This is a genomic window from Streptomyces sp. NPDC045701 (assembly GCF_056432045.1).
Genome location: NZ_JBWKJV010000010.1, coordinates 111044 through 127929, shown reverse-complemented (window position 1 = coordinate 127929; position 16886 = coordinate 111044). Strand labels below are relative to the sequence as shown.

At 72.9% G+C, this 16886-nt stretch carries 14 protein-coding genes; 6 read left to right on the top strand and 8 right to left on the bottom strand.

The window, feature by feature from the left end; translation table 11 throughout:
• Nucleotides 1–63: 63 nt before the first annotated feature.
• A complete protein-coding gene (locus AC07DW_RS14590) occupies nt 64–2370 on the bottom strand; it encodes a helix-hairpin-helix domain-containing protein (RefSeq protein ID WP_478857989.1) in 2307 nt (768 codons plus the stop codon).
• A complete protein-coding gene (locus AC07DW_RS14585) occupies nt 2367–3350 on the bottom strand; it encodes an aldo/keto reductase (protein ID WP_478857988.1) in 984 nt (327 codons plus the stop codon). The genes AC07DW_RS14590 and AC07DW_RS14585 overlap by 4 nt, the downstream gene beginning before the upstream one ends.
• Before the next feature lie 162 nt (nt 3351–3512).
• Here AC07DW_RS14585 and AC07DW_RS14580 point away from each other — a divergent pair, with 162 nt between their 5' ends.
• Nucleotides 3513–4565: an LLM class F420-dependent oxidoreductase gene (locus AC07DW_RS14580; protein ID WP_478857987.1), complete on the top strand. Its 1053-nt coding sequence runs from the start codon at nt 3513–3515 to the stop codon at nt 4563–4565.
• A gap of 292 nt (nt 4566–4857) precedes the next feature.
• Nucleotides 4858–5643: a ferritin-like domain-containing protein gene (locus AC07DW_RS14575; protein WP_478857986.1), complete on the top strand. Its 786-nt coding sequence runs from the start codon at nt 4858–4860 to the stop codon at nt 5641–5643.
• A gap of 18 nt (nt 5644–5661) precedes the next feature.
• On the opposite strand, the gene corA is transcribed toward AC07DW_RS14575, so the two are convergent.
• The gene (gene corA, locus AC07DW_RS14570; RefSeq protein ID WP_478858061.1) at nt 5662–6660 is read right to left on the bottom strand and encodes a magnesium/cobalt transporter CorA; all 999 of its coding nucleotides are present in this window, start codon (nt 6658–6660) and stop codon (nt 5662–5664) included.
• Between the two features lie 53 nt (nt 6661–6713).
• Here corA and AC07DW_RS14565 point away from each other — a divergent pair, with 53 nt between their 5' ends.
• The 4 genes from AC07DW_RS14565 (at nt 6714) to mshC (ending at nt 10179) form a co-directional block, all read left to right on the top strand.
• On the top strand, nt 6714–7400 hold the full coding sequence (locus tag AC07DW_RS14565; protein WP_478857985.1) for a histidine phosphatase family protein: 687 nt from the start codon (nt 6714–6716) through the stop codon (nt 7398–7400).
• 64 nt (nt 7401–7464) lie between these two features.
• The gene (locus AC07DW_RS14560; RefSeq protein ID WP_478857984.1) at nt 7465–8055 is read left to right on the top strand and encodes a DUF3090 domain-containing protein; all 591 of its coding nucleotides are present in this window, start codon (nt 7465–7467) and stop codon (nt 8053–8055) included.
• Complete coding sequence (locus AC07DW_RS14555; RefSeq protein ID WP_478857983.1) at nt 8019–8846, top strand: SCO1664 family protein; 828 nt, start codon at nt 8019–8021, stop codon at nt 8844–8846. The genes AC07DW_RS14560 and AC07DW_RS14555 overlap by 37 nt, the downstream gene beginning before the upstream one ends.
• A 103-nt stretch (nt 8847–8949) precedes the next feature.
• The gene (gene mshC / locus AC07DW_RS14550; protein ID WP_478857982.1) at nt 8950–10179 is read left to right on the top strand and encodes a cysteine--1-D-myo-inosityl 2-amino-2-deoxy-alpha-D-glucopyranoside ligase; all 1230 of its coding nucleotides are present in this window, start codon (nt 8950–8952) and stop codon (nt 10177–10179) included.
• A gap of 72 nt (nt 10180–10251) precedes the next feature.
• Here mshC and AC07DW_RS14545 read toward each other — a convergent pair whose 3' ends face one another.
• From AC07DW_RS14545 to AC07DW_RS14525, 5 genes are all read right to left on the bottom strand, one after another.
• Entirely contained in the window at nt 10252–11367 is a 1116-nt protein-coding gene (locus tag AC07DW_RS14545; RefSeq protein ID WP_478857981.1) for a PAC2 family protein, read from the bottom strand.
• Between the two features lie 326 nt (nt 11368–11693).
• Nucleotides 11694–13304, bottom strand: coding sequence for a glycerol-3-phosphate dehydrogenase/oxidase (locus tag AC07DW_RS14540; protein ID WP_478857980.1), 1611 nt, complete (start codon nt 13302–13304; stop codon nt 11694–11696).
• Nucleotides 13305–13320: 16 nt separating this feature from the next.
• Nucleotides 13321–14847, bottom strand: coding sequence for a glycerol kinase GlpK (gene glpK, locus AC07DW_RS14535; RefSeq protein ID WP_478857979.1), 1527 nt, complete (start codon nt 14845–14847; stop codon nt 13321–13323).
• 32 nt (nt 14848–14879) lie between these two features.
• Nucleotides 14880–15671, bottom strand: a complete 792-nt coding sequence (locus AC07DW_RS14530) for an MIP/aquaporin family protein (protein ID WP_478857978.1) — start codon at nt 15669–15671, stop codon at nt 14880–14882.
• Nucleotides 15672–15905: 234 nt separating this feature from the next.
• Complete coding sequence (locus AC07DW_RS14525; protein ID WP_478858060.1) at nt 15906–16670, bottom strand: IclR family transcriptional regulator; 765 nt, start codon at nt 16668–16670, stop codon at nt 15906–15908.
• Between the last annotated feature and the right edge of the window lie 216 nt (nt 16671–16886).

The window sequence follows — 16886 nt, the reverse complement described above, 5'->3', positions numbered from 1 at the left end:
CCAGGGCCCCCGTGACGACCGCACGGGGGCCTTGTCCGGTCCGGGGCCGGGCCGGTGGCGCGGTCAGTCCTCCGGGGTGGCCAGGAGCGACTCCAGGAGGGCCCGCAGGCGGGTGGTGCGGGGCCGGGGCAGCGACTCGGCGACCGCGCGGGGAAGCGCCTGGTCCACGCCGTGGACCACCGACAGATGGCGCTCGCCCCGGCCGAACGCGGTGTAGACCCACGCCCGGTCCAGCGCCCCGGCCGCGTCACCGGGCAGCACGACCACCGCCGCCGGCCACCGCATGCCCACGGCCTGGTGGGCGGTCATCGCCCAGCCGTGCCGGAGCGCCGACCCGACCCGGTCCTTCGGTACGACGACCCGGTCGCCCTCGCAGTCCAGGTGCAGTCCGTCCGCGTCCGCCGACAGCACGGTGCCCGGCACCGTACGCCCCGGCGCCGGGGCGTACGCGATCCGGTCACCCGGGTCGAAGCCGCCGAAGCGACCCGGCCCCGGGTTCAGCCGCTGCTTGAGCGCCGCGTTGAGCGCCCGCGTGCCGGCCGCACCGCCATGGCCGACGGTGATCACCTGGGTCTGCTCGGCCGGCACGCCGATCGCGCGCGGTACCGAGTCCGCGACCAGTTGCACCGTGCGGTGCACCGCCTCGCCCGCGTCGCGCACCGGGACGATCACGACCTCCTTGCCCGGGGCCTCGACCTGGTTCAGCTCCCCGATCCCGATGCCGGACACCAGCTCCCCGACAGGCCCGGGGTCCGGCGTGCGCGACGCGACCTGCGGGCAGGCCCGCGCGGCCAGGACGTCCGCGAAGACCCGCCCCGCGCCCGCCGACCACAGCACGCCCGGGTCGCCGCTGAGCACCAGGCGGCACCCGTCCGGCAGGGACTCCACCAGCATCGCGGCCGTCTCGACGTCCAGCTGCGGGGCGTCCAGTACGACCAGCAGGTCCAGCGCGAAGGCCCCGTCCTCGTCCCGGCCCGGCCCGGCGGTGCCGGCCAGCAACGCGGCGACGGTCACCGCTCCTGCGTCCGCGCCCAGCCTCCGGCGGCCGTTCTCCGTGTACGCGGCCACCGCGGCCCGGAGCCCGATCCCGCGGGCGGCCCCGGCCAGTGCGACCGCCTCGGCCCGCGCCGCCTCGCCCCCCGTGTGCGCGACCAGTCCGTGCTCGGCGACCGCACGGGTCAGGTCCGTCGGCGCGGCGTCCCGCCAGCGGGCGTCCGGGCCGCTCCTCGCGAGCCGGGCCAGTCCGTCGGCGAGGCTCTCCTCCGCCAGCGCGTACCGGTCGAGCCCCAGCAGCACCGGCAGCGGTTCCGTGTCCTGCGGCTCGGCCGGCTCCCCGTCCTCGCCCCCGGCCTCGAGCTCCGCCTCGTCCGGTCCGTCGTGGAAGACCAGCACCGCGCCCCCGGCGATCGCGTGCCGCACCGCCTCCTCGGGCGCGGGCACCGCGTGCTCCGCCAGCGCCGCTCGCACGTCCGCCGCGTCCAGCGCCGTGTGCCCCTGGAGGGCGGCCCGCTGGAGCACCCACCCGACGAGCGCGGCCGTCCGCCGCTCGTCCCCGGGGCCGCACTCCGCCCCGAGCAGCGCCCGGGCGAAACCGTCGGCCTGCTCCGGGCGGACGCCCGGCACCGACAGCAGCTGCCAGGGGTCCTCGCGCAGCATGTCCGCCGCCGTGTCACCCAGCAGGGCGGCCACCCGCGCGGCGAGCGCCTCGGGCGCGCCGCCCTCGCCCAGCACCACCCGTACCGCCGCGACCGTCTCCGCCGCCGCCACCCGCGCGGGGCGGGCGGCCTCGGCGCCTGCCGCCGGCCGCGCGGGCTGGACGGGCTCGGGGGCCGCCTGCCGCGGCGCGGGGGCGGGGGAATCGAAGAAGGCCGTGCCGGACGACTTGCCGCTCTCCACGGCCCGTACGGCGGCCAGCAGGTCGGCGGCCGTGCCGCTCAGCTTGGTGCCCGCCTCGATGGGGCCGCCCTTCTCGGCCTTCCGCTGCTCGATGCGCGCCCGCAGCTCCCGCTGCGCCGCCAGCTCGGCCTCCGCCGCCGACACCCCGGCGGCACCGCTGCCCTCCGGGCTCCCGCCCGCGTCCCCGCCCTGCGGCGTCCCGCCGGCCTCCGGCCCGTCGGCGGGCCGGGGGGCGCCCCCGTCACCGCCGGACGACGGGCCCTCCGGGCTCCCGCCCGCGTCCCCGCCCTCCGGGCCCGGAGCCGCGCCCTTCGCTGCGGCGGACGTGTCCTCCGTGCCGCCGCCCTCCGCGCTCGCGTCCTCAGGGCCCGCACCGCCGCCCTCCGCGGCGGCGGACGGGGTCGCGGACGGGGTGGTGTCCTGGTCGTCGTCGGCCGGGGGGCCGGGGGTTGCCCCCCGGGGAAGCGCGGTCACAGCGTGCTCCAGTCCTGATCGGGATAGCGGTGCACCGGCGCCGACACATCGTCGAGCGCCCGGCGGATCTCGTCTGGAAGACTAAGGCTCTCCACTGACAACGCGGCCGCGAGCTGCCGCGCGTTGCGCGCGCCCACGACCGGCGCCGCCACCCCCGGCCGGTCGCGCACCCATGCCAGCGCCACCTGCACGGGGGTGGCCGCCAGGCCGTCGGCCGCGGTGATGACCGCGTCGACGACCCGGGTCGCCGAGTCGTCCAGGTAGGGCTCGACGAACGGCGCCAGCCGGTCCGACGCGCCCCGCGAGTCGGACGGTGTGCCGTGCCGGTACTTGCCCGTCAGCACCCCTCGCCCCAGCGGCGAGGAGGGGAGCAGCCCGACGCCCAGGTCCAGCGCGGCGGGCAGCACCTCCCGCTCCACGCCCCGCTGGAGCAGCGAGTACTCCATCTGCGTGCTCGCCAGCCGGGCCCGCGCCCCGCCCGGCGCCAGCTGCCAGGTGGCGGCCTTCGCCAGCTGCCAGCCGCAGAAGTTGGACACGCCCACGTACCGCGCCCGCCCGCTGGCCACCGCCATGTCGAGGGCCTGGAGTGTCTCCTCCAGCGGTGTCCCGGGGTCGAAGGCGTGCACCTGCCACAGGTCCACGTAGTCCGTGCCGAGCCGGTCCAGGGACGCGTCCAGCGCCGCGAGCAGATGGCCCCGCGAACCGTCGACCCGCCGGTCCGGGTCGGGAACGCTGCCGGCCTTCGTCGCGATGACGAGGTCCCGCCGGGGGACCAGCCGCTCCACGAGCCGGCCGAGCAGGTACTCGGCCTCGCCGCCGCCGTACACGTCCGCCGTGTCGATCAGCGTCCCGCCGGCCTCCCAGAACGCCTTCAGCTGGTCCGCCGCGTCGTGCTCGTCGGTGTCCCGGCCCCAGGTCAGGGTGCCGAGGCCGATCCGGGACACACGCAGGCCGGTACGGCCGAGATGCCTCTGCTCCATGGCCGCGAGATTACTGGCCAGAGGCCCACACGGAGAGAGCCTGTGGACAACCCCCTGCGGGCGTGGCCCTCCTCCTCCTGTCGGGACGCGGGGGCGCGCGCTAGAGTCCGGAACCAGATCGTTACTGATCAGTAAATGAGTCGACGAGTAAGGGGACCGGCTATGCGGCTCGGCATCAACCTCGGCTACTGGGGCGCGGGCATGGACGGCGACAACCTCGCCGTCGCCCAGGAGGCGGATCGCCTCGGCTACGACGTCTGCTGGGCCGCAGAGGCGTACGGCTCCGACGCCCCGACCGTCCTGGCGTGGGTCGGCGCCCAGACCGAGAACATCGACATCGGCTCCGCGATCATGCAGATCCCGGCCCGGCAGCCCACCATGACCGCCATGACGGCGGCCACCCTCGACTCGCTCTCCGGCGGCCGGTTCCGCCTCGGCCTCGGCGTCTCGGGCCCGCAGGTCTCCGAGGGGTGGTACGGCGTCAAGTTCGACAAGCCGCTCGCCCGCACCCGCGAGTACGTGGAGATCGTGCGCAAGGCGATGGCCCGCGAGCGGCTGACCCACGAGGGCGAGCACTGGACGCTTCCGCTCCCCGGTGGCCCCGGCAAGCCGATCAAGCTGACCGTCCACCCGCAGCGCGAGCACATCCCGCTCTACATCGCCGCCATCGGCCCCAAGAACCTGGAGCAGACCGGCGAGATCGCCGACGGCGCGCTGCTGATCTTCCCGTCCGCCGAGCACCTGGAGGACACCGCGCTCCGGTACCTCCGCGCGGGCCGTGAGAAGGCGGGCCTGACCATGGACGGCTTCGACGTCTGCCCGACCCTCCCGCTCGCCATCGGTGACGACGTCAAAGGGCTCGCCGACATGTTCCGGCCGTACACCGCGCTGTACGTCGGCGGCATGGGCAGCCGCAAGCAGAACTTCTACAACCAACTCGCCCAGCGCATGGGGTACGAGCAGGAGGCCGCCGAGATCCAGGAGAAGTACCTCTCCGGGGACAAGGCCGGCGCCGCCGCCGCCGTCCCCCACCGGCTGATCGACCAGACGACGCTGCTCGGTGCCGTGGAGCGGATCGCCGACCGGATGCAGGCGTACGCCGCGGCCGGCGTCACCACCCTCACCCTCGCCCCGGCCGGCTTCACGCTGGACGAGCGGATCGGGGCGCTGCGGGCGGGCACCGAGGCCCTGGAGCGCGCGGGCCTGGTCGACTAGGCGGCCGGGAAGCTTCCCGGCTTCCGGACAAGCCTGCGGCCGTGGTGGGGGCTCGGGGTCATCCCCGCCACGGCCGTCACGCTGCACAACGCGCCACGCCCCTCCGGGGTTACTGCCCGAGCGCACCCGGCGTCCGCGAGAGCCGCCGTTCACCTCCCGCCGTCCCCCGATGCTCCGCCATCCGGCGGACTTGCGCGCCCATGTCGTTGCCACGCCCATTCCGCGGCATTTGACTCGTACGTCGCGGAACTCCGCGGAAGTGCGCACACATGCGCGTATGGAGGTGGCATTGATGCTGTCGGCCCGAAGCCTGTTCCAGGAGATCATCGACAACGACGACTCCTACCGGCTGTTCTGTTCCATCGCGGCCAGCGGGGAGGCGCAGGGCGGCTGGGAGAACGCCCGCATCGCGGCCCTCCTTCCCGAGAGCATGCGCGACCTCGCCCCCAAGGTGACCCGGCACGGTGCCGACGAGGACAAGCACGGCCGGATCTTCAACGCCCTGCTCAAGAAGCGCGGCCTGGAGCCGGTCCCGGTCCCGCCGGAGACCGATTACACGATGCTGCTGGAACAGCGCGGCATCGGCCTGGCCCACGAGAAGCTGCGCCGGGACCGGCCGCTGACGGAGGAGGACATCCTCGTCTACCTCTCGCACAGCCGGGTCACCGAACAGCGCGCCGCCGACCAGATGGACATGCTCGTCAGGTTCTTCGGCGACCACCCCGAGGTCGGCAAGGCCATCCGGCAGATCTGCGACGACGAGGACAACCACCTCGCGTACTGCCACGAGGAACTGCTGGGCCTCGCGTACGCCGGGCACGGCCGGGCCATCCAGCGCACGCTGCGCGAGTGCGCGCTCGCCGAGATCACCGTCTACCGCGACGTCAGCCTCGCCGTCATGGACCACATGGGCCGCATCCTCGGCTGGCCCGCCGCCAAGCGGACAGCCCTCTCGGTGGGGGTCCGGGGCATGTACGCCTACGAGAGGGCCGGCGGCTGGCGGCGCATGGTCGACCTCAGGATGCCGGAGCGGCGCAACGCGCTGGGCGGGCCGGCCGAGCCCGCCCCGGCCTACTGAGCGGCCCGGGACGGCGGCTCAGAGCCAGCCCCGGCGCTTGAACAGCCGGTACAGGCCGATGACCGCCACCCCCATCAGCACGATCACGGCCGGATAGCCCCACACCTGGTGCAGCTCCCACATGTGGTCGAAGTTCATGCCGTAGACGCCCGCGACCATCGTGGGCACCGCGGCCATCGCCGCCCACGCCGAGATCTTCCGCATGTCGTCGTTCTGCCGCACGCCCATCTGCGCGAGATGGGCGGACAGGATGTCCGACAGCAGCCGGTCGAGCCCCTCCACCTGTTCTGTGGCGCGCGTCAGATGGTCGCTGACGTCCCGGAAGAACGGCTGGGCGCGCTCGCTGACGAAGGGCACGCCGGCGCCCGCGAGCCGGGCCATCGGCGCCGCCAGCGGGCCGGTGGCCCGGCGGAACTCCAGTACCTGGCGCTTGAACATGTAGATCCGCGACGCCGTGTTCTTGGCGTCCCCGCCCGCCGGCTGGAAGACCTCGGTCTCCATCTCCTCCAGGTCGACCTGGAGCTCGCCGGCCACCTCGATGTAGTGGTCGACCACCGCGTCGCTGATCGCGTACAGCACGGACGTCGGCCCGTGCCTGAGCACGTCCGGCTCCGCCTCCAGCCGCTTGCGGACGGCCGCCAGGGGCGCGCCCTCGCCGTGCCGGACCGTCACCACGAACGAGTCGCCCACGAAGACCATGAGCTCGCCGGTGCTGACGGTGTCGGTCTCCGGCTCGTACACGACGGGCTTGAGAACCATGAACAAGGAGTCGTCGTACACCTCCAGCTTGGGCCGCTGGTGCGCCTTGAGGGCGTCCTCCACGGCCAGCGGGTGGAGGCCGAACTCGTCCGAGACGTGATCGAACTCCTGCTCCGTCGGTTCGTGCAGCCCGATCCACAGGAACGAGCCGCCCGCCTTCGAGGCCCGGGCCGCCTCGAGCGCGTCGGAGAAGTCGGACGGGCCCTCACTGCGGTGCCCGTCCCGGTAGATGGCACAGTCGACGATCACGGCGCGTATTCTTCCCCGGCCCCGGGCGCCCTGCACCCGTCGAGCCGCCTAGGCTGGCAGGCATGGCCACGTTGATTCTCGTACGGCACGGACGCTCCACCGCCAACACCGCGGGGGTGCTCGCGGGCCGGACACCCGGCGTCGCCCTGGACGAGCACGGCACCGCGCAGGCCGCGTCGCTGCCCGGCCGGCTGGCCGGGGTGCCGCTCGTGGCGGCGGTGACCAGTCCGCTCCAGCGCTGCCGGGAGACCCTCCAGCCGCTGCTGGACGCCCGACCCGGACTGCCCCTGCACCCCGAGGAGCGGATCGGCGAGTGCGACTACGGCGACTGGTCCGGGCGCAAGCTCGCCGAACTCGCCGACGAGCCCCTGATGGAGGTCGTCCAGCGGCACCCGTCCAACGCGGCGTTCCCCGGCGGTGAGTCGATGCGTGCCATGCAGGCGCGTGCCGTCGAGGCCGTACGCGAGTGGAACGCGCGCGTGGAGGCGGAGCACGGGGAGCACGCCGTCTACCTGATGTGCTCGCACGGCGACATCATCAAGTCGCTCGTCGCCGACGCACTCGGGACGCATCTCGATCTGTTCCAGCGGATCCATGTGGATCCTTGTTCCGTGACGGCGATCCGTTACACCCGTCTCAGGCCGTCTCTTCTGCGACTCGGCGACACCGGGGACTTCGCCGGGCTGATCCCGCGGGAGGAACCCGGCGGCGAGGCCGCCGAGGTGGGCGGCGGCGCGGGAGCAGCGTGATCGAATCGCACAGTAGGGTGGACGGGCCGTAGCGCCGTCCGAACCGAAGCAAGGGAGAGGGAACGTGTCCCGTCAGGTGTTCCTCTATGACCCACCGGAGCGTTTCGTGGCCGGCACGGTCGGGCTGCCTGGCCGCCGTACGTTCTTCCTCCAGGCCTCCGGCGGGGGGCGGGTCACCAGTGTCGCCCTGGAGAAGACGCAGGTGGCCGCGCTCGCCGAGCGGATCGACGAGCTGCTCGACGAGGTGGTACGGCGCACCGGCGGCAACGCCCCGGTCCCCGCCGTCGCGCCGTCCGACGTCACGGACACCGCGCCGCTGGACTCCCCGGTCGAGGAGGAGTTCCGGGTCGGCACGATGGCGCTCGCCTGGGACGGCGAGGAACAGCGCATGATCGTGGAGGCACAGGCGCTGGTCGAGCTGGACGTGGAGTCCGAGGAGGACCTCGCGGAGGCCGAGGAGCGGCTGCTCCAGGACGACGAGAACGGGCCGCCGATGCTGCGGGTCCGGCTCACCGGGGTGCAGGCGAGGGCGTTCGCCAAGCGTGCCCTCGACGTGGTCAACGCGGGCCGGCCGCCGTGCCCGCTGTGCAGCCTGCCGCTCGATCCGGAAGGACACGTATGCCCGCGCCAGAACGGATACCGCCGCGGAGCCTGACGGCGGTGGAACTGCACGATCTGCTGGCCAAGGGCGAGCTGACGGTCCGCGGCCAGGTCCGCGAGGCGTCCAACGCGGTGCTGTTCTGCTCCGTGGCGTACGAAGGTCAGGAAGTCGACTGCGTCTACAAGCCCGTCGCGGGGGAGCGCCCCCTGTGGGACTTCCCCGACGGGACGCTGGCGCAGCGCGAGGTGGCGGCCTACGAGGTGTCCGAGGCGACCGGCTGGGGACTGGTGCCGCCGACCGTCCTGCGGGACGGCCCGTACGGGCAGGGCATGGTCCAGCAGTGGATCGAGGGCGACCCGTCCGCCTCGCTGCTGGCGCTGGTCGACGGCGAGGAACCGGACGAGGGCTGGAAGGCGGTCGGCCTGGCCCAGGTCGACGAGGACCGCACCGCCCTGCTGGTGCACGCCGACGACGTACGGCTGCGGCGGCTCGCCGTGCTCGACGCGGTGATCAACAACGGTGACCGCAAGGGCGGCCATCTGCTGCCCGCTCCGGACGGCCGGCTGTACGCGATCGACCACGGCGTCACCTTCCACGTGGACGACAAGCTGCGCACCCTCCTGTGGGGCTGGGCCGGCGAGCCCCTCCCGGCGGACGCCCTGGACGTCCTGGCCCGCCTGGACGGCTCCCTGGCGCCCGACGAGCTCCTCGCCGCCCGCCTGACGGAGCTGATCACCCCGGCGGAGGTCACGGCGCTGCGGTCGCGGGTGGCCGCCCTGCGCTCCTCGGGCCGGCACCCGGAACCCTCGGGACAGTGGCCGGCCATCCCCTGGCCCCCCGTCTGACCTGGTCACTGCACAGGTCGGCCGAAGGTGCAAGAGGGCGTGTTCGGTCATGATTTCCTCATCCGGTTCGTATCCGGAACCGGCGTCCGGTTACGCTCGTGGCATGCATGCCTGGCCCGCTTCTGAGGTCCCCGCCCTGCCCGGCAAGGGCCGCGACCTCCGGATCCACGACACCGCGACCGGTGGACGAGTGACCCTCGACCCCGGCCCCGTCGCCCGTATCTACGTCTGCGGCATCACGCCGTACGACGCGACCCACATCGGTCACGCGGCGACCTACAACGCGTTCGACCTCGTTCAGCGCGTGTGGCTCGACACCAAGCGGCAGGTCCACTACGTCCAGAACGTCACCGACGTGGACGATCCGCTGCTGGAGCGGGCCGTCCGCGACGACATCGACTGGGTCGCCCTCGCGGAGAAGGAGACGGCCCTCTTCCGCGAGGACATGACCGCCCTGCGGATGCTCCCGCCGCGGCACTACATCGGCGCGGTCGAGGCCATACCGGGCATCGTGCCGCTCGTGGAGCGGCTCCGGGACGCGGGCGCCGCGTACGAACTCGACGGCGACGTCTACTTCTCCGTGGAGGCCGACCCGCGCTTCGGCGAGGTCTCGCACTACGACGCCGAGCTCATGCGGGCCCTGTCCGCCGAGCGCGGCGGCGACCCCGACCGCCCGGGCAAGAAGAACCCGCTCGACCCGATGCTGTGGATGGCCGCCCGCGAGGGCGAGCCCAGCTGGGACGGCGGCAGCCTCGGACGGGGCCGACCGGGCTGGCACATCGAGTGCGTGGCCATCGCCCTGGACCACCTCGGCATGGGCTTCGACGTCCAGGGCGGTGGCTCCGACCTGGTCTTCCCGCACCACGAGATGGGCGCCTCGCACGCCCAGGCGCTGACCGGCGAGCACCCGTTCGCCAAGGCGTACGTACACGCCGGGATGGTCGCCCTGCACGGCGAGAAGATGTCCAAGTCCAAGGGCAACCTCGTCTTCGTCTCCGCGCTGCGCCGCCAGGGCGTCGACCCGGCCGCGATCCGGCTCGCGCTCCTGGCCCACCACTACCGCGCCGACTGGGAGTGGACGGAGGAGGTGCTCCAGGAGGCCGTGGAGCGGCTGGACCGCTGGCGTGCGGCGGTCTCCCGGCCCGACGGGCCGTCCGCCGACGCGCTGGTCGAGGAGGTGCGCGAGGCGCTGGCCGACGACCTGGACGCCCCGGCCGCCCTCGCGGCCGTGGACCGCTGGGCCGCGCGCCAGCAGGCGGAGGGCGGCACGGACGAGGCCGCGCCGGGCCTGGTCTCCCGGATCGCCGACGCCCTGCTGGGCGTGGCGCTGTAGGGGCGTACGGCACCGCTGACGACGAAGGGGCGGCACCTCGGCCGAGGTGCCGCCCCTTCGTCGCGCGTCCTGTCAGTCCTCCGGGGAATCCGGCGGACCGGGGGAGCCCGCAGAGCCGGGAGAGCCCGGTGAGGCCGGGGAGTCCGAAGGGTCCGGGGTCTCCGGAGCCGGTGACGGCCCCGGAGCCTCAGAAGCGTCCGAGGGCTCAGTGGTCCCCGACGCCTCCGGCGCTTCCGAAGCGTCCGTGGCCTCCGGGGTCTCACTCGGCGGCTTGGGCGGGCGCGTCCGCCCGCTCGAGGTGTCGCGCAGGTACGAGCTGTCGCCGGACTCGGTCGCGTGGCCCGGCCCGCCGTCCCGCCGCCGCAGGTACCGCTCGAACTCGCGCGCGATGGCCTCGCCCGACGCCTCCGGCAGCTCCGCCGTGTCCCGCGCCTCCTCCAGCGTCTGGACGTACTCCGCCACCTCGCTGTCCTCCGACGCGAGCTGGTCCACGCCGACCTGCCAGGCCCGCGCGTCCTCGGCCAGCTCACCCAGCGGGATGCGCAGGCCGATCAGGTCCTCCAGCCGGTTGAGCAGCGCCAGCGTCGCCTTCGGGTTCGGCGGCTGCGACACGTAGTGCGGCACCGCCGCCCACAGGCTCACCGCCGGCACGCCCGCGTGCGTGCACGCCTCCTGGAGGATGCCGACGATGCCCGTCGGGCCCTCGTACCGCGTCTCCTCCAGGTCCATGGTGCGCGCCAGGTCCGGGTCGGACGTGACGCCGCTGACCGGCACCGGCCGGGTGTGCGGGGTGTCGCCGAGCAGCGCGCCCAGGATGACCACCATCTCCACACCGAGCTCATGGGCGAAACCAAGCAGTTCGTTGCAGAACGAGCGCCAGCGCATCGACGGCTCGATGCCGCGGACCAGTACCAGGTCGCGCGGCTTGTCACCGCCCACCCGGACCACCGAGAGCCGGGTGGTCGGCCAGGTGATCTTCCGTACCCCGCCGTCCAGGTACACCGTGGGCCGGTTCACCTGGAAGTCGTAGTAGTCCTCGGCGTCGAGCGCCGCGAACACCTCGCCCTTCCATTCCCGTTCCAGGTGTGCGACCGCGGTGGAGGCGGCGTCGCCGGCGTCGTTCCAGCCCTCGAACGCGGCCACCATGACCGGGTCGATCAGCTCGGGAACCCCCTCGAGCTCGATCACCCAGGCCTCCTTCCGAAGTTCCGTGCGTACGGACCAACCTTACGGCTTTCCGGGGGCCCGCCCGCAGCCCCTGTCGCAGGGACGAGTGCTGTTCCGACCGGGAGCCACTACCCACGACGACCGGGGGAAACACGGCAGGACGGCAGCCGATTGGTCCGGGCGGCGGGCGCGGAGCGGGAGGCCGCCCGGCCCCGCCCCCCACCGGGGCGGGGCGGCCCGGCGCCACCCGCCGCGCCGCGCCCGGGACCTCCCGGGTGTACGGCGAGGGCGGCCCCCCTGCGGGAGCCGCCCTCGTGACCCGTCCGGTCGTGGCCCGATCCGTACGGTCAGGCCTTCTCGCCGAGCATGTCCTCGACCTTGGCGCGGATCTCGTCCGTCGCCAGGCCCCGGATCGTCAGGGTCGTGCGGCGGCGCAGCACGTCGTCCGCGGTCTCGGCCCACTCGTGGTCGCGGGCGTACGCGACCTGGGCCCAGATCTCCGGCGCGTCCGGGTGGACGCGCTGGGCCAGCTCGGGGTTGTCGTTGGCCAGGCGAGCGATGTCGAAGGCGAGCGAGCCGTAGTGCGTGGCCAGGTGGCGGGCGGTGTCGGCGGCCATGCGCGGGCCGGGCGTGCCGCCGTCGACGAGCAGCCGGTGGGCCACCGCGTTGGGGTTGGCTATACCGGGAAGGGGGAGCTTCTTGGGGAGCCGGGAGACGGGCTCCATGTCCTCGCCCAGCGGGTGGCCGGGCAGGGACGCCAGCTTGTTCATCACCGTACGGCCGATGTGGCGGAACGTCGTCCACTTGCCGCCGGCCACCGACAGCATGCCGCCGCGGCCCTCGGTGACGACCGTCTCGCGCTTGGCCTTGGAGGTGTCGCCGGGCCCGCCCGGCAGCACCCGCAGACCGGCGAACGAGTAGGTGATCAGGTCCCGGGACAGCTGCTGGTCGCGGATGGAGAACGCGGCCTCGTCCAGGATCTGGGTGATGTCCTTCTCGTCGACCGCGACCTGGCCGGGGTCGCCCTCGTACTCCTCGTCGGTCGTGCCGAGCAGCAGCATGTCCTCCCAGGGGAGGGCGAAGGTGATGCGGTACTTGTCGATCGGGGTGGCGAGCGCGGCCTTCCAGGGGGAGGTGCGCTTGAGGACGAGGTGCGCGCCCTTGGACAGACGGATGGAGGGGGCCGCGTTCGGGTCCTCCATCCGGCGCAGGTGATCGACCCACGGCCCGGTGGCGTTGAGGACGAGGCGGGCGTCGACGCCGAACTGGTCGCCGCTGGTGCGGTCCTTCAGGTCGGCTCCGGTGACCCGGCCCCGGGTGAAGCGCAGGCCGGTGACCTCGGCGTGGTTGAGGACGGTGGCGCCCGCGTCGACCGCGGCGCGGACCGTCATCAGGGCCATGCGCGCGTCGTTCATCTGGTCGTCGCCGTACACGGCCACGGCCTTGAGGTTGTCGGTGCGGAGCTCCGGCACGTCCTGCGCGGCCTTGGCGGGGCTCAGGAGGTGGCCGACGCCGTCGCCGAAGGCGGAGAGCGCCGAGTACGCGAAGACGCCCGCGCCGAGCTTGGCGGCGCCGTGCGGTCCGCCCTTGTAGACCGGCAGGTAGAAGGTGAGCGGGTTGGCCAGGTGCGGGGCGACCTGGCGGGAGACCGCCCGGCGCTCGAAGTGGTTCTCCGCGACCAGCTTCACCGCGCCGGTCTGGAGGTAGCGCAGACCGCCGTGGAGCAGCTTGGAGGAGGCGGAGGAGGTGGCGCCGGCGAAGTCGCCGGCGTCCACCAGGGCCACCCGCAGGCCGGACTGCGCGGCGTGCCAGGCCGTGGAGATGCCCAGGATGCCGCCGCCGATCACCAGGAGGTCGTAGGTGGCCTTGGAGAGCTGCTCCCGTGTCTCGGCACGGCTCGGCAGGGAACCGGCAGCCGGGTGCGTCCCCAGGGCGGGGACGCTCTGCAGGGTGGTCATGTCGGTGTACTCCTCGTCAGTTTTCTTCTTCGACCCAGCCCATGGAGCGTTCAACGGCCTTGAGCCAGTTCTTGTACTCGCTGTCGCGCTTGTCGGCGTCCATGCGAGGGGTCCACTCGGCGGCCCTGCGCCAGTTGGCGCGCAGCGCGTCGGTGTCGGGCCAGAAGCCGACGGCCAGGCCGGCGGCGTAGGCGGCGCCGAGGCAGGTCGTCTCGGCGACCATGGGGCGCACCACGGGGGCGTCCGTGAAGTCCGAGAGCGTCTGCATCAGCAGGTTGTTGGAGGTCATGCCGCCGTCGACCTTGAGCGCGGCCAGTTCGACGCCGGAGTCCTTCGTCATGGCGTCGGTGATCTCGCGGGTCTGCCAGGCGGTGGCCTCGAGCACGGCGCGCGCGATGTGCGCCTTGGTGACGTACCGGGTGAGGCCGGCGATCACACCGCGGGCGTCGGAGCGCCAGTACGGGGCGAACAGTCCGGAGAAGGCCGGTACGAAGTACGCGCCGCCGTTGTCGTCGACCGAGGACGCGAGCGTCTCGATCTCGGCGGCGGAGTTGATCAGGCCCATCTGGTCGCGCATCCACTGCACCAGCGAGCCGGTGACGGCGATGGAGCCTTCCAGGGCGTACACCGGGGCCTGGTCGCCGATCTTGTAGCCGACGGTGGTGATCAGCCCCGAGTAGGAGTTGATGATCTTCTCACCGGTGTTCAGCAGCAGGAAGGTGCCCGTGCCGTACGTGGACTTGGCCTCGCCCTCGGAGAAGCAGGTCTGGCCGAACAGGGCCGCCTGCTGGTCGCCGAGCGCGGACGCGACCGGGATGCCGTCCAGGACGCCGCCCTTGACGTGGCCGTACACCTCGGCGGAGGAGCGGATCTCCGGCAGCACCGTCATCGGGACTTCCATGGACTGGGCGATCTTGTCGTCCCACTCCATGGTGTGGAGGTTCATCAGCATGGTGCGGGAGGCGTTGGTGACGTCGGTGACGTGCCGGCCGCCGTCCACACCGCCCGTGAGGTTCCAGATGACCCAGGAGTCCATGGTGCCGAAGAGGATGTCGCCGCGTTCGGCGCGCTCGCGCAGGCCCTCGACGTTGTCGAGCATCCAGCGGATCTTCGGGCCGGCGAAGTACGAGGCGAGCGGCAGGCCCGTCTCGCGGCGGAACCGGTCCTGGCCGACGTTGCGGCCGAGCTCCCGGCACAGGGCGTCGGTGCGGGTGTCCTGCCAGACGATGGCGTTGTGGACCGGCTCACCGGTGTTCTTGTCCCACAGCAGCGTGGTCTCGCGCTGGTTGGTGATGCCGATAGCCTTGACGTCGGCCGCGGTGATGCCGGCCTTCTCGACGGCGCCGGCGACGACCTCCTGGACGTTGGTCCAGATCTCGGCGGCGTCGTGCTCCACCCAGCCGGGCTTGGGGAAGATCTGCTCGTGCTCCTTCTGGTCGACCGAGACGATGCGTCCGTCGCGGTCGAAGACGATGCAGCGGCTGGAGGTGGTGCCCTGGTCGATGGCCGCGATGAACGGGCCGGCGGTGTGTGCGTCGGTCACGGTTGCTCCCGTAGGTGAGTGAGAAGGACGGCTCAGGCGAACGCGATGTTGTAGATACCCGCGGCGAGGGCTCCGCCGATCAGCGGGCCGACGACCGGGATCCAGGCGTAGCCCCAGTCGGAGCCGCCCTTGTTCGGCAGCGGGAGCAGGGCGTGCACGATGCGCGGTCCGAGGTCACGGGCCGGGTTGATGGCGTAACCGGTCGGGCCGCCGAGCGAGAGGCCGATGGCGACGACGACGAGCGCGGTGATCAGGGCGCCGAGGGTGCCCAGGCCCTTGCCGCTGTCGTTGAGGCCCTGGGTGAGGACCGCGAGGACGAGCACGAGGGTGCCGATGATCTCGGTGCCGAGGTTCTGCCAGACGTTGCGGATCTCGGGGCCGGTGGAGAAGACACCGAGCACGGGGCCGGCCTTGGCGGCGGCCTCGTCGTGCGGGCCCTCGATCGCCTTGTCGGCCGGGTCGCCCACGATCTCGGGGTCGGTGAGGTGCGCGTGGAACTGCCCGTAGTAGGCGAGCCACGCCAGCGTCGCGCCGATCATGGCGCCGAGGAGCTGGCCGGCGAAGTAGACCGGGACGTTCTTCCAGTCCCCGTCCTTGATCGCGATACCGACCGTGACGGCGGGGTTGAGGTGGGCGCCGGACAGCGAGCCCGTCATGTAGACGGCGGTCAGCACCGCGAAGCCCCACCCGAAGGTGATGGCCAGCCAGCCGGCGTTCTGCGCCTTGGAGCGCTTGAGCACGACGGCGGCGACCACGCCGGCGCCGAGCAGGATGAGTACGGCGGTACCAATGATCTCGCCGATGAAGATGTCGGAGCTGGACACCCGCGACTCCTTTGTCCTTCGTCCAGGGGAAGGCGAACCCCGGGTCCCTCCGGTGGTCCGCGCCCTCAGGTGAGGGCGTTAACCGGCCTCCTGGCGTTGCCACACTCTAACGCGTATTGCCGGTAGGTGTTCGACAATGCCGACCGATGAACGGCAGTTTTGCCCCCTGCTGAATGTGGCGTCAAGAGTTCTGTTGTCCGAAACTCGTTCGTTACCGACGCGGCGCCCGGGCCGTCAGAACCGCCCGGCCCCCAGATCCCGGGAGACCGCGCGGGCGCAGTCCCGTACCGCCGCGACCAGCTCCTGGCGCAGCTCGCCGCCGTCGCAGACCCGCTCCACGGCACCCGTGATCGCGACCGCCCCCACCGGCATGCGGCGCCGGTCGTGGATGGGGGCGGCCACCGACGCGACGCCCTCCCAGGTCTCCTCCACGTCCGCCGCCCAGCCGCGCGCCCGCGTCATGTCGAGTACGGCCTCGAAGTCCTCCAGGTCCGTGACGGTGCGCGGGGTGAACACCTTCCGCTCGACCTCCAGGGCCTCGGTGTGCGCCACCGGGTCGTAGGCGGACAGCACCTTGCCCAGCGCCGTGGAGTGCAGCGGCTGCATCGCCCCGACCTCCAGGACCTGCCGGCTGTCGTCGGGCCGGAAGACGTGGTGGACGACCAGGACGCCGTGCTGGTGCAGCACCCCCAGGTGGACGCTCTCGCCGCTGGAGCGGGCCAGGTCGTCCGTCCACACCAGGGCGCGGGCCCGCAGCTCGTGCACGTCGAGGTAGCTGTTGCCGAGGCGGAGCAGCTCGGCGCCGAGCTGATAGCGGCCGGAGGCGGGGTCCTGCTCCACGAAGCCCTCCGCCTGGAGGGTGCGCAGGATGCCGTGCGCCGTACCCTTGGCGAGGTCCAGCGACGACGCGATGTCCGACAGCCCGAGTCGGCGCTCGCCGCCGGCGAGCAGTCGCAGCATCGCCGCCGCTCGTTCCAGCGACTGGATGTTCTTCGGCATCGCCCGGCCCTTCTCCCGCAGTTCGACAATGCTGAACACTATCGGTCGTTGCCGACCTTGAGCCACATCGAGGACGCCCGCGGGGACCCGCACGAACGGACGGCGCCGCCCCAGCATGCCGTCCCACCACCTGGAACAAGATGTCCGCCCCGGCGGGTACACGGTTACTCTGGCCCGGTGCGCCCTCCCCCGAAGGCGCAAAGCCGACAGCCGTCG